Genomic DNA, 12,651 nt, shown 5'->3' on the forward strand with positions numbered 1-12,651 from the left:
AGGTTTTGTCCATGTCGAAGGCAAGGTCATGGATGGAACTTCTGCTCGACGACGCATCCATCGACGAGCTAGAGGCGCATCGCCGCGACTTCCCCGGTGCCGATGCCCACGCGGCTCTGCGTCTGCGTGCTCTGTTGGATCAGCGACGCCAACGCAGCATCGAGCTGGCGGCATTGAACGATATTGCCGTGCGCCTGACAACGGTGCGTGACAACCGTGCCCTGCTCCAGGAGGTCGTCGATCAAGCGCGCAGGCTGCTCGGGGTGGACCTCGCGTACATGGGATCGGTGCAGGACGACGAGTTCGTCATCGACGTCACCAGTGGAGCGTTGACTCCCAGGCTCGTCGGGCTCCGGCTCGCTCAGGACGAGGGCCTCGTCGGGTTGATCGTGCGGGGATCGTCCCCGTCGTGGACTCCCGACTATCAGAGCGAACCCGCGTTTCGACACATTACCGGCGCGGACAGCGCTGCACGCTCGGAGAACATGCGCGGTCTACTCGGTGTGCCGTTACGAGTGGGCGATCGGGTGATCGGGGCACTGTTCGCATGCAAGCGTCAGGAGCGAGAATTTGCCGACAGCGAGATCGCACTGTTGTCGGCGCTGGCCGCACACGCAGCCATCGCGATCGAGAACGTACGAACCATCGACCGGCTCGAGACAGTCAACGCCGAATTATTCGACCGCACAGCGGAACTGGAACGAACTCTGCAGTGGGATCGAACGCTGACACAGGTGGTGCTGCGCGGAGGCGGGGTTCGTAGACTCGTACAGGAAATCGCGACGCTGACCGACCGTCCGGCGTACTTCGTGCAGGATGCGGCCCCGGTTCCAGCATCGCTCGAAAGCCGGAAAAAGCAGGTGGGCGAGTTCCTCCGGCGGTGTCGCGAGGGGGAGGACACCGTCACCGGGACGGAGATGACGGCTCATCGGGTCGCGGCAGCAGGACAATTTCTCGGTGCGTTGATGTCGATCGGTCCGGATGATGTTAGGACGCGCCTGTTACTCGACCGTGCTGCACCGGCAATTGCTCTGTCGCTGGCCGAGGAGCGTGCTGCCGCCGACTCTGCCCGCCGTGCCAAGGGCGCTTTTCTGATGGATCTGCTCTCGCACCCGGCGTCCACGCCGGACGCCGAACGGCGTCAGCTTCGCCTTGCGGGACTTGCCTCCGATACGTCGTATTGCGTGGCCGTCGCTGCGGGCGCATCGAGAACGGGAGTAGGTGAGTTCCCGACCGGAGCCGTTGTGGCGGAACAAGGTTCGCGGTTGTTGGTGGTAGTACCTGCGCACGATAGCGCAACGGCGGTGGCGATGTTCGCCGCTGGTTTCACGGTCGGTGTCTCCGATCCCTGCGTGGGTGCCGAGGCACTCTCTCGAGGCTTTCGTGAGGCCCAGCAGACCGTCGACGTGTTGGTCACCCTCGGTCGAGACGGGGAGGTCTGCTCGGCGCGCGGGTTGGGGATCTACCGAATTCTGCTCAGCCACTTGGCTCGTGAGCATCTGGACGAACTCACCGAAGACAAGCTGGGGCCGCTGGTGGCCGAGCAGAGCAAGCGTGGGGTTCCGCTGCTGGAGACGTTGTCGACGTACCTGGCTCGCGGACGTCATCATTCGGCCACCGCATCGAGCCTGGGGGTGCACGTCAATACGCTCTATCAACGGCTGGACGCGATCGATCGCCTCATCGGAACGCACTGGCGCGACCCGGACAACGCCCTCGATCTTCAGGTCCTGATGCGACTGCGCAGATCGGCCGAGCTGCTGGGGCTCTGACGTCGACGCGAATCTCGGCACCCACGGTCTGTACAGACATCCCGTGTGTCGACCACTCTCGTTCCGAGGGAGGGGGTCGATGCCATGATGAGTCCATGGCGCAGACCACGATGTCCGATGTCGCCCGCGACATCCTTGCCGATCTTCCCGCCCACCGACGGGAGACGTTCGAGCTACGTCTCGAGCAGTGGTTCCCGGATCTGCACGACGCAGTCACGGCCGTCTACCCCGATCCCGACGCCGTGGCTGCAACATTGGTGGAGATCGCTGCGCACGCCTTCGCTGCCCGCGGGGAGGATCTGCACCGGCTCGATCAGCGTCGACTGCTCGAACCCGACTGGTTTCAGCAGCCCGACATGTTCGGCTACGCCTGCTACGTCGACCGGTACGGGCAGACCCTGCGCGGGGTGGGCGAACGGCTGGACCACCTGACCGATCTGGGTGTCACTTACTTACACCTGATGCCGCTGCTGCAACCACGGCCCGGCGACAACGACGGCGGATACGCGGTGATGGACTTTTCCGCCGTGCGAGAAGACCTCGGCACCAACGAGGACCTTCGCGCGCTCGCGGAGACACTGCGCGGGCGCGGTATCAGCTTGGTGGTCGACTTGGTGCTCAATCACGTTGCCCGCGAGCACGAATGGGCCGAGAAGGCCCGCGCAGGTGACCCGCAACATCGAGACTACTTCCTGATCTATCCCGATCGCACAACCCCGGACTCGTACGAACGCACTCTCCCTGAGGTGTTTCCCGATTTCGCGCCTGGCAGTTTCACCTTCGACGACGAACTCGGGGAATGGGTGTGGACGACGTTCAACGAATGGCAGTGGGATCTGAACTGGGCCAATCCTGCTGTGCTGCAAGAGTTCGCGAGCATCGTGCTGCACCTGGCCAATCTCGGGGTGGAAGTGCTGCGCCTCGACGCCATCGCGTTTCTCTGGAAGCGGCTGGGAACGAACTGTCAGAACCAGCCCGAGGTACATGCGGTCACCCAGGCCCTGCGCGCCACCGCCCGGCTCGCCGCTCCGGCTACGCTGTTCAAGGCCGAGGCGATCGTCGGGCCCCGCGATCTGCTGCCCTATCTGGGCCAGGGGAGGCACACCGGACGCGTCTCCGACATCGCCTATCACAATTCGCTGATGGTGCAGGTGTGGTCGATGTTGGCCACGGGCAGTACAGCTTTGGCGCGGCACGCATTGGCGTCGTTGCCTCCGACACCGCCGAGTGGCACCTGGGTGACCTATGTTCGCTGCCACGACGACATCGGCTGGGCCATCGACGACGGCGACGCGGCATCACTGGGGCTCTCGGGCGCGGGGCACCGCCACTTTCTGGCCGACTGGTACTCGGGCGAGTTCGACGGGTCGTGGGCCGAAGGCCTGGTGTTCCAGTACAACCCGGACACCGGCGACCGCCGGATCAGCGGAACCGCTGCGGCACTGACCGGCCTCGGCCCGTCCCGCCTGGATCCCGACGGCGCGTTCGGGCGAATATTCCTGGCGCACGCCGTCATTGCCGGATGGGGCGGAATTCCCGTCGTGTGGAGCGGCGACGAACTCGGCTCCCCGGGGGATCCGAACTGGGCCGAGGACCCGGCTCATGCCGAGGACAACCGGTGGGTGCATCGGCCGCGCGTGACCGACGGCGATCGCGCCGACCGACTCCGGCAGGGCAGCGACGCACAACGTGTGTTCGACGGTATCGCTCGGATCGCGAAGGTGCGCGCCGGACTGCCGATGTTGCACGCCGAGGCACCGGTGGACGTGCAGAGCGAGTCGGACGACGGCCTGCTCGTGGTGCGCAGGCGGCACCCCAGCGGCACCCTCGTCGCCCTGTACAACGTCACAGATCGACACCGATCGTTCCCGCACGCGCAGCTGATCGAACTCGGAATTCCGGCCCCGGTCGAGGTTCTCTCGCAGCACGATCTGCACGTCGACGAGACCGGCTCGGTGTGGTTGCCGCCCTACGCGGCCTGGTGGATCATCGACAACCCGCGGCGCTAGGGGAGGCGTCGCCGTGACCGGGCTGTTACCCTCCCCGAGACGGTCGGACGAATACGAACAAGGGGACAATTGCCATGCTGCATGGTCGGATACGAAGTCTGGTGCTCGCTGTAGTGGCGGTGTTGGTCGCCACGATGGCAACGGTGCTGATGGGGACCGGTGTAGCGAAGGCCGACTCCGAGCTCGTCTACGTCTACTCGCCGTCGATGGACAAGAACATTCCGGTCAAGGTGCTCACGGCTGCCGGGGGCGGCCCCGCGCCCACCCTGTACCTGCTCGACGGCCTGCGCGCGCCCGCCAACGACAACGGCTGGCTGATCGAGACAGACGTCGAGAGCTTCTTCGCCGACAAGCACGTCAACGTCGCCATCCCGTTCGGCGGCGGCGGCACCTTCTACTCCGACTGGCAGCGTGACGATCCCAAGTTCGGACGCGTGAAGTGGGAAACCTTCCTCACTCAGGAACTGCCGGTGTTCATGGCGGATCGCTTCGGCAGTGACAACGTCAACAACGCGGTGGCCGGACTGTCGATGAGTGGTACCTCGGCGCTGAACCTGGCCGCCCATCGCCCCGACTTCTACAAGGCCGTCGCATCGTTCAGTGGATACCCGACCGTCAGCAGCCCCGGATTCGCGCAGGGCATCTCGGTCGCCGTGGGCGAGATGGGCGGCAACGCGCGCAACATGTGGGGTACCTGGCCCTCCGCGGACTGGATCCGCAACGACCCGTCCCTCAACGTCGGCGCGCTGCGCGACACGGCCGTCTACGTCTCGTCGGGAAGCGGAGCTCCGTCCACCGACCCGTCCGTCAATCCGGTGAGCAAGTCGTTCGACCCGGTCAAATTCGCTCAGATGGTGCCGCTCGAAACAGCATCGGGCATGAGCAGTCGGGCCTTCGTACCGCTGTTGCAGGCGACGGGTAATCGACCCAACGTCAAGATCACTGCCGACGGAATCCACTGGTGGAACCACTGGGAGCAGCACCTGCACGAGGCCTGGTTCGAGACCATCGCCCCTGCTGTCGGCGGCTGATCCCGCGTTCGGCCAGCGCGTACCGCACCCGCATCATCACCGTTCCGTGTACGCTGCCGGCGCTCATCGCCCACATCCCTTTCGGTAGCGGCGTGAGGAACTTCGGTAGAAGTGGGTTACGGATCGCGAGCCCGTAGGCGAACAACAGCAACTCCCGGGCGCTGGGTTGTTCAGCTCCGTTCGGCTCATGTTTGTGGGTGACCTGCCAGGCAGACTTTCCGTATCCGACGCCTTGCCGAAAAGCGGCAACCATCGTCGTCCTGAGGCGGTAGGCCACCATCGCATCGGGCGCATGTCCGAGCGTCAACCCGGCCTGCTGTATGCGCCACGAGATGTCGGCGTCCTCACCGCCACCGAGGAAGCTCTCGTCGAACGGGCCTATCTGCTCCAGCACGCGTCGCCACATTCCGAAGTTGTTGCCGTGGGCGTAGGGGAGGTACGTCGTCTCGAAGCGTTCGTCGGGTTCTGGAACCGCTCGCCATGATGCCACTTCGGGTGAATTCAGAGTCTCTACCTCGATCGGCCCGCCGACGGCGTCGCACTTTTCCCCCGCTCGAGTGAGCGCGGTGAACCAGCCCGGATAGACGGCGTCGTCCTGATCGGTGAACGCGAGAAAGTCGCCACGGGCGGCCTCTATGCCCGCGTTCCTGGCGTGCGGTGTGCCCTGAACGTCCGAGCTATCGATCCAACGGATGTCGAGCGGTGATTCTCTACGTTCGAGATGGTCTCGAAGCCCGTCCGTCGAACCGTTGTCGCTGATGATCACCTCGAACTCCACGTCGACATCCTGTGCTTCGAGAGCGGAGAGTTGTACATCGAGGTCGGGCAGGCCGTTGTAGACAGGAACGATCACCGATACAAAACCGACTGTCATGTTTGTCGAGTGTAGTGGGAGTAATCTGCTCGGCATGAATTCACCGTTGATCACCGTCGACTACACGGTCCTCGATTGTCCCGATCCGGCAGCGCTCGCCCAGTTCTACAGCAAGATCCTCGGGTGGGAACAGGTGCGCGACGACGGCGATTGGGTGGTGGTCCACGGTCCGGGCGAATTGCGGCTCGCCTTCCAGCAGGCACCGGACTTCACCCCCATCGACTGGCCGAACGAGGGCATCAAGATCCACCTCGACCTGGTGGTCGACGATATGGAGCAGGCCAGGGACTTCGTCGTCGATGCCGGAGCAGAGCTCATCGACCACGCGCACTCCTCGTTCTGGGTGTTCCGCGATCCGGCCGGGCACATCTTCTGCTTGTGCAAGAGAAGCTGACGGAAGGATGTTCTCGATGGACAGGCTCGTCGGACCGGATTTCGAGAAGGGCCTCAGGCAACTCGCGACTGTGGCGGAGGAGAGCTGAGCGCGTCCTCCCGTCGATCCGCTTGTTCCCCGAGCCACCGCGCGAGAACCTGGCACCCGGTCAGGCCATCTGCATAGTCTTCGCGCGCGTAGGCGATGTGTCGGCCCCCGCCGGGGTTCGACCACTCGAATCGGTTCCAGCGCATCGATTGCGGCAGGTAGCCGGCCACTTCGGCGGCCGCGGTGCGGAGGCGTCGAACATCCTTCGCCCACTGCGAGGGCCGTAGTCGGGTTCGGGTCGCGTTCTGGAAGCTGTTGCTGCGCAAAAGTTTCCACAATTCCCGTAGCCATAGTTCAGGAGTGCGGAACGACATCCATCGGGTCAGGTCGGCGATGTCGCGAACGAGACTGTCGTCGCTGGCATTGCAGATCATGTCGGAGGCGAGGCCGATCCACTCGATCGAAATCGATTCGGGCAGAGCCGGACCCAGCCCGGCGACGCCACGCCCGGTGCATCCGTCGACGGCTCCGGCCGGTTGCTGAGGGTCGGACACCAGTCCCGCACCGACGATGCGGGCACCGTCGATGGTTCCGTCGTGGACGAGACCGAGGACCTCGCGCACGACGGTCGCTCCCTGGGAGTATCCGATCAGCGCGATCGGCCCTGCAGTGTCCTCGATCGCGCGGCGCAGGCGTCGGACACCGACATCTGCGCTGTGTCGGAAACACAGTCCGCCGAGCGCGACCGGACCGTAGGACGCCGGATAGCCGACCCACCGCCCGGCGAAGCGGTCGTCGAGTTCACCGACGACGCAGGCAAGTAGGCCCGTCACCCGCGTCCGATGGTCGGACGGGTGTGATTCCCCGGTACCTCCGACGGCGAGTACGGTGATCTTCTTCTCGAGCATGGTCGTCAGTCTGGTGCGAGAACCTGAGCTCGACGCCCGATAAATGCTGAGAACTGTCTGGCAGTTCGATCCGAAGTCCGATTCAAGCCAGGGCGGCACGGACTTCGGCGAGGGCGTCACGGAGGAGAGCTTCGTAGAGATCGGGATCGGGCACGGCCGCGCTGTTGGACGTGATGCTGACGGTGACGGTCTCGCCGATGCCGTGGACGCCGTGCGTCAGGCTCATGGCGGGGGACAGGGCTGGGAAGCCGGCGGTGAATCGGACGCTGCCGCCGCCGAGAGTCAAGTCTGCCGCACCGCGCGAGACACTGGATACGACGGTGTTGCCGGTGACCGTCGACGGGACGGCAGTCGGATCGAACTGCGCGACGCCCCATTCGGCCAGAAATGCCGGCACATGTGCCTCGACGTCGTCCTGCGATGCGCGGGCAGCCTCCGACAGTGGATGGTTCGCGCGGGCGCGGCGCGTTGCCAGCTCTGCCGAAACGAGCCGGCTGCGGGTGGCGATGTCCGGTTCGGCGGGGAACAATCCGACGCCGACGTTGCCGAAATTGTTGCGCGCGTCGGCCCGCGCTGTCCTTGCCAGGGTGACCTCGGCGGCCAGATCCGGTGGATTGTGGAGAAACCGTTGCAGTGCAACGGATATGGAGGTCAGGACGAAGGTGGTGATGGTGGCGCTGTCGGACTGCAGATCGGCTTTCGGGAGCACGATGGCCCGAATGGACGTTCGGCCCGTGGGTGCGACATCGAGGGCCGTGAGAGCACGCGAGTGCGCGGGCGGCGGGATCGATCCAGAGTCGGTGCCGCGTTGGAGGCTCAGGGCATCGCGTCGGGCACGGATGCCGCCGCGAACCATCTGTGCCACGCGCAACGGAAGAGTTGCGGCGGCGAGTGTTGCCGACGCGGACTCCAACAACGCAGGAGGCTTCGTGAGGACGGGCACCGACGGTAGCGGATGCGAACCGAGGAGGTCGCGGGCAGTCTGCGTCGCCAGTGCGCCGTCAGCGGCCGCGTGCGAAAGCTGCAGTACGGCAACGAGAGCCGGTCCGCTACCGCCGGGCGCGGCGGCGACGTTGGGATACAGGTGCAGGTGCCATACGGATACTCGGGGGTCGACCTGATGTCCGAACGAGGTCGCGACCGCATCGAGACATTGCTGCCAGGTGCGAGGCTCTCGGTGAACGGTGATCGCGTCGTTCTGCGAACCCGTCGCCGTCCATCGGGGATAGTCCAGGCCCAGCGGCGTTTCCGTGATGCGTCGGCGGAGTACGTCGATGCGATCGCAGCGTTGATACAGCCGTCTCACCTCGGTAGCCATGTCCGCGGACCCGCGGTCGAAGCAATACAGCAGAAACTGGTCGCTCGGAATCTTCGACGCCATCCAGTACGCGCGAGCATCGGCCGGGTGCAGGCGCGTCGATCCGAGGCGGATGCTGTCGACTCGAACGCTGGGCACCGGATGAGCCTAGGCGGTTCCAGCGGCACGGCGAAGTGCATACCGACCAGTTCTGTTCTGTGAACTATCATCACGATAGCCCGAGGACTTCTGCACTGTCCTCGACGGTTCCGGCAGTCTTCGACGCTAGCCTGGGGCAATGCATCATCGCGCTCCGAGTCCTCGAAGCCATTACGCCTCGCGGACGGCGTCGTGACCCCCAGAGTCGCCTCGGGGTATCGGGCAGGACTGCGTGTCTCGACCACCGCGGCCGCATCGGCCGACTTCGTCACCGACATCTCCTACACCGAGTACGGCTCCGCGGCCTGCACCCTCGGGGTCGCGGCCGACAACACCGTGTTCGTCGCGCCCGCCTTCACCGTCGACGGTATCGGTGTGCTGCGCTCCTCCGACTTCGGAAAGTCATGGCGCGCATCGGTTCCGGAGGGAGTTCAGCAGAGCCGGACTCGGCCGTACCTGTACTTCGACGACGTCGCCGAGCGACTGTATCTGCACGCCGGTCGATTCGACGCGGTACCGCCCCGGCCACTGCGAACCGGCTTCACGCTCGGTGTGAGCGACGACCGCGGCGAAACCTGGCGCACCCGAAAAGTGGCATCGAAAGCCCGGATGGACGCCAAAGTATTTGCCGGAACAAGCAATTCACGTGATGGGAGGGTTACGTACCTCTCGGCACCGACGCCGTTCGCGGTGCGAGTGCGGCCGCTGATCAACGCCACCCGTCAGGTGATCTGGCGGTCGTACGACGGCGGTGTGAAGTGGGAGGTGGCCGGCGGTTTCGACATCGACCCGAAGAACATCCCTGGTCTGCCGAGTCGGGAGTACGTCGCGTTCGGCAAGGGTGTCGTCGGTCCGGACGGCACGGTCTACATCGGTGGTCGCTACGGTCGACGGTTCGCCATTGCAGTCAGTCACGACGAGGGCATGACCTGGGACGTTCGGATGCTCCCCGGGTCGGCGCTTGCGAAGTACCACAACCCGCTGCATTTTCTGCTGCTCGGTTCGCGGTACCTGCTGCCGGAGTCGATGGCCGTCGACGACGACGGAAACGTGTACGCGGTGTGGCCCGATCGCGACGGGTTGCTGCACGCAGCCTGGTCCTCCGACGGTGCCGTGAGCTGGTCGAGACCGGTTGTTGTGTCTGCACCCGGAGTTCGCGATGCCCGTTTCGGTGCGATCACTGCCACCGGGGCGGGGCGGGTGGGTATCTCATACTACGGACGCGAGAAGGGCCGTGCTTTCCACGGCTTCATCGCGCAGTGCCGTGACTTCCGTACTTGCGGCCCGGTGTTCGTCGGCGGCAAGTACAACGAACCCGATGCGCCGTTGTTTCCGTACGGATTCTGCAGTGGCTTCCCGGGTTTCGCGTTGGGGCGCTCTCTGAACGAGATAGTTCGCGTGCATTTCGCCCCCAACGGTGATCTTCTGACGGGGGCCGCGATGCAGATGCGGGGCAGGAACAAGCAGCGCCCCTGGGCGGCACGCTCGGAACGCACTGCAATGCAGGCGGTACTCGGACGGCTGGGTCGCGTCGGTCGAGCATAGAATGCGAAAGGCCCTGCAGCATTGCGCTGCAGGGCCTTTCGCAGTTCTGGTCTTCAGGCGACGTTGATCATGCCGACGGTGGGGAAGAAGAAGCAGCTCTTGTCCGAGCCGTCGAGTGCCTTGTGATTCACGGTACCGAACACCGCGGCGAGAACGGTTCCCGATCCGGTTTGGACGGGCACGGCGCGGGCACCGGCAGCGGGCAGCGAATCGATCGCTCCGATGACGAACGGCCGAACGATGTCTTTTGCAGCATCCGGAACGCCGGAGTTGGTGAGGATCGAGTCTGCGAGAGTGGTTGCCAGACCGCCGAAGTCCGCAAATCCACCCTTGAGGGTGTTCACGTTGAACCAGGCCACCTGCATCCCGGACTTGTCGGCCGAGTCGTTGACGATACCGGCGGGGACGAACGCGAACATCGTCTCGCCCTTGTCGACGGCATTGAGCTCAGGAATCTGTATGGACGGCAGTCCCGGGAAGGTGGGGATAGACGGCACGGACAGTCGAGGCCACGGGCCTGCTGCTCCGCCTGCGACTCCCGGGACGATGCCGAGCGGCGAGCCCGCCGTGGCCGCGCAGTTGATCGCTGCCGTCGGGTAGAAGAACGGGGTGATGCCGAAGTCGGTCAAAGCCTTGTTGGCGGCGTTCAGCGCGGCGAACGGGTCCGTGTTCGCGTTCTCGGCCACCGGGGTGCGCGAGTCGGCAATGGCGGTCGCGGCGTCGAGTGAGGCACCGCCTTGGCCCTGCAGTGCGGCGATGGCTCGCGCCAACGGATCGGCGGGTGCCGGATCCGCTGCCGCAGTGGCGGGAACAGCGAGCAATGCCGCGCAGGACAGCGCGAGCGCGCCCGCCAGACGGCTGAGGCGACGAGACATGTGTGACTCCTGTGACTGATGTGGCTTATGTTGCGTGTGGGCTGATACCACCACACATCATCTCGGTGCCACAAGTTCTGCCGCAGACCGTTGTCCAATCGAGACGAGCCTGGAGAACTGGTGTCGATCGGAAGAAATCACCCGACCTGGATACCGAAGTCCCGAACGATTCCCTCCAGCCCCGAGGCGTAGCCCTGACCGATGGCGCGGAATTTCCATTCGGTGCCGCGGCGGTACAGCTCGCCGAACACCATGGCGGTTTCGGTCGAGGCGTCCTCGCTGAGGTCGAAGCGAGCGAGTTCGCGTCCATCCGACTTGTCCACCACGCGAATGAAGGCGTTGACGACCTGTCCGAAGTTCTGGCCAAGGGCGTCGGCGTTGTGAATGGACACAGGGAAGACGATGGAGTCGACGTCCGGGGACAGGGCGACCAGGTCGATGTCGATGCTCTCGTCGTCGCCCTCGCCCTCGCCGGTCCGATTGTCACCGGTGTGCTCGATGGCACCGTCGGGGGAGCGGAGGTTGTTGTAGAAGACGAAATAGAGGTCGCTCAGTGACTTCTTGGTGGTTCCGAGGCCGATGGCGCTGGCGTCGAGATCGAAGTCACCGCCGGTGGTGGCGCGGACGTCCCAGCCGAGTCCCACGGTGACCGCGGTCAGATTCGGTGCTTCCTTCGTCAGCGAGACATTCCCACCCTTGGCAAGCGTTACGCCCATGTCCAACCACTCCTTCGCGCGTTCGTCCGTGCATCGTCCTGTCCACCATATTCATCCACGTGATCTCGGTGCCCGAGTTGCCGATGTGAACGCGGAGGGAAACGTGGTGCGTGTGAACAGTGGGGCTGGCGGTACCGATGTGTTTGTGGTGGGATACGACGAAACGATGGAAGCTAGCAGTGGTTGTGCATTTTTACCAGTAGGCGCGCCGCGGCGATCGAACGACAATGGAGATTTCTGTGCAGGTTTCGCGACGTGAACTGTTCAAGTACGCCGCCGCAGGGTCCGCGGCCGCCGTCGGATTGGTGGCGTTGGGTACAGCGACCGCGCACGCCGACGCGGGACTCGGAACACTCGTCGACTATGCCGGTGGGGTGCCCTCGGCAGCGGCGATCAAGAGTGCCGGTCACGTCGGGGCCGTCCGGTACGTCTCCGACCGCAGACCCGATGCGGAGTGGATGGTCGGCAAGCCGATGCGCAAGTCCGAAGCCGACTCGCTCACTTCCGCAGGCCTGGAAGTGGTCTCGAACTATCAGTTCGGCAAGGGGGCGACTTCCGACTGGCGCGGCGGTTACGCGGCGGGCGTGAAGCATGCACAGCGGGGCCTCGAGCTCCACCTGGCGGCCGGAGGTCCCGAGGATCGCCCCATCTATGCCTCGATCGACGACAACCCGACCGCGGTGGAGTTCGCAACGATGATCGCGCCGTACATCCTCGGCTGGCAATCGGTGATCGGAGCCGAGAACACAGGCATATACGCCAACTCTCCGACCATCGAATTGGCCTCGGTGGCCGGACTCGGCCAGTGGTATTGGCAGCACAATTGGGGAACGCCGAAGGGCTTCGTTCATCCCGCGGCGCACATTCATCAGATTCGAATCGACAAAGACTTCGTGGGTGGCGTCAAAGTCGACATCAACAACATTTTGAAAGCCGATTACGGGCAGTGGTCGAAATCGGCCGCCGACATTATCTGAAATACCATCGATGTAATTCATTCCGTGCGCGATGAACGAATTGCGGCAGCGACTGCGCACTTCCCCT

11 protein-coding genes are annotated in these 12,651 nt (G+C 64.6%); 6 read left to right on the forward strand and 5 right to left on the reverse strand.

All coding sequences use genetic code 11. The features are described 5' to 3' along the window. Positions 1–11: 11 nt before the first annotated feature. From ACNEOT_RS08600 to ACNEOT_RS08610, 3 genes are all read left to right on the forward strand, one after another. Positions 12–1,772 carry a GAF domain-containing protein gene (locus ACNEOT_RS08600; RefSeq protein ID WP_415973455.1) on the forward strand — a complete coding sequence of 587 codons (1,761 nt, stop codon included), beginning with the start codon at positions 12–14 and terminating at the stop codon, positions 1,770–1,772. A gap of 95 nt (positions 1,773–1,867) precedes the next feature. Continuing rightward, a complete protein-coding gene (locus tag ACNEOT_RS08605) occupies positions 1,868–3,781 on the forward strand; it encodes an alpha-amylase family protein (protein ID WP_415973456.1) in 1,914 nt (637 codons plus the stop codon). Between the two features lie 74 nt (positions 3,782–3,855). Continuing rightward, the gene (locus tag ACNEOT_RS08610) at positions 3,856–4,812 is read left to right on the forward strand and encodes an alpha/beta hydrolase (RefSeq protein ID WP_415973457.1); all 957 of its coding nucleotides are present in this window, start codon (positions 3,856–3,858) and stop codon (positions 4,810–4,812) included. On the opposite strand, the gene ACNEOT_RS08615 is transcribed toward ACNEOT_RS08610, so the two are convergent. Next, the gene (locus ACNEOT_RS08615; protein WP_415973458.1) at positions 4,721–5,686 is read right to left on the reverse strand and encodes a glycosyltransferase; all 966 of its coding nucleotides are present in this window, start codon (positions 5,684–5,686) and stop codon (positions 4,721–4,723) included. The genes ACNEOT_RS08610 and ACNEOT_RS08615 overlap by 92 nt on opposite strands. Before the next feature lie 34 nt (positions 5,687–5,720). Between ACNEOT_RS08615 and ACNEOT_RS08620 the strand changes: the two genes are divergently transcribed. Beyond that, a complete protein-coding gene (locus ACNEOT_RS08620) occupies positions 5,721–6,080 on the forward strand; it encodes a VOC family protein (RefSeq protein ID WP_415973459.1) in 360 nt (119 codons plus the stop codon). Positions 6,081–6,133: 53 nt separating this feature from the next. Here the strand turns inward: ACNEOT_RS08620 and ACNEOT_RS08625 are convergent, their stop codons facing one another. Both ACNEOT_RS08625 and ACNEOT_RS08630 read right to left on the reverse strand, forming a co-directional pair. Next, positions 6,134–7,015 (reverse strand): PE-PPE domain-containing protein, encoded by an 882-nt coding sequence (locus ACNEOT_RS08625; protein ID WP_415973460.1) that lies wholly within the window; start codon positions 7,013–7,015, stop codon positions 6,134–6,136. An 82-nt stretch (positions 7,016–7,097) separates the two neighbouring features. Further along, complete coding sequence (locus ACNEOT_RS08630; protein ID WP_415973461.1) at positions 7,098–8,471, reverse strand: hypothetical protein; 1,374 nt, start codon at positions 8,469–8,471, stop codon at positions 7,098–7,100. Between the two features lie 192 nt (positions 8,472–8,663). Here ACNEOT_RS08630 and ACNEOT_RS08635 point away from each other — a divergent pair, with 192 nt between their 5' ends. Continuing rightward, positions 8,664–10,016, forward strand: a complete 1,353-nt coding sequence (locus tag ACNEOT_RS08635; protein WP_415973462.1) for a sialidase family protein — start codon at positions 8,664–8,666, stop codon at positions 10,014–10,016. 53 nt (positions 10,017–10,069) lie between these two features. Here the strand turns inward: ACNEOT_RS08635 and ACNEOT_RS08640 are convergent, their stop codons facing one another. Together ACNEOT_RS08640 and ACNEOT_RS08645 are read right to left on the reverse strand one after the other, a co-directional pair. After that, positions 10,070–10,891: a hypothetical protein gene (locus ACNEOT_RS08640; protein ID WP_415973463.1), complete on the reverse strand. Its 822-nt coding sequence runs from the start codon at positions 10,889–10,891 to the stop codon at positions 10,070–10,072. 137 nt (positions 10,892–11,028) lie between these two features. Further along, positions 11,029–11,607 (reverse strand): TerD family protein, encoded by a 579-nt coding sequence (locus ACNEOT_RS08645; RefSeq protein ID WP_415973464.1) that lies wholly within the window; start codon positions 11,605–11,607, stop codon positions 11,029–11,031. A gap of 227 nt (positions 11,608–11,834) precedes the next feature. Between ACNEOT_RS08645 and ACNEOT_RS08650 the strand changes: the two genes are divergently transcribed. After that, on the forward strand, positions 11,835–12,584 hold the full coding sequence (locus tag ACNEOT_RS08650) for a DUF1906 domain-containing protein (RefSeq protein WP_415973465.1): 750 nt from the start codon (positions 11,835–11,837) through the stop codon (positions 12,582–12,584). The last annotated feature ends 67 nt before the right edge of the window (positions 12,585–12,651 follow it).

It is taken from the genome of Rhodococcus sp. 077-4 (assembly GCF_047782425.1).
Taxonomy (GTDB): domain Bacteria; phylum Actinomycetota; class Actinomycetes; order Mycobacteriales; family Mycobacteriaceae; genus Rhodococcoides.

Coding starts and splice junctions, on each gene's coding strand:
- ACNEOT_RS08605 (WP_415973456.1), top strand. CDS start 1,868: ATGGCGCAGACCACGATGTCCGATGTCGCCCGCGACATCCTTGCCGAT.
- ACNEOT_RS08640 (WP_415973463.1), bottom strand. CDS start 10,891: ATGTCTCGTCGCCTCAGCCGTCTGGCGGGCGCGCTCGCGCTGTCCTGC.
- ACNEOT_RS08645 (WP_415973464.1), bottom strand. CDS start 11,607: ATGGGCGTAACGCTTGCCAAGGGTGGGAATGTCTCGCTGACGAAGGAA.
- ACNEOT_RS08600 (WP_415973455.1), top strand. CDS start 12: ATGTCGAAGGCAAGGTCATGGATGGAACTTCTGCTCGACGACGCATCC.
- ACNEOT_RS08620 (WP_415973459.1), top strand. CDS start 5,721: ATGAATTCACCGTTGATCACCGTCGACTACACGGTCCTCGATTGTCCC.
- ACNEOT_RS08650 (WP_415973465.1), top strand. CDS start 11,835: ATGGAGATTTCTGTGCAGGTTTCGCGACGTGAACTGTTCAAGTACGCC.
- ACNEOT_RS08615 (WP_415973458.1), bottom strand. CDS start 5,686: ATGACAGTCGGTTTTGTATCGGTGATCGTTCCTGTCTACAACGGCCTG.
- ACNEOT_RS08625 (WP_415973460.1), bottom strand. CDS start 7,015: ATGCTCGAGAAGAAGATCACCGTACTCGCCGTCGGAGGTACCGGGGAA.
- ACNEOT_RS08610 (WP_415973457.1), top strand. CDS start 3,856: ATGCTGCATGGTCGGATACGAAGTCTGGTGCTCGCTGTAGTGGCGGTG.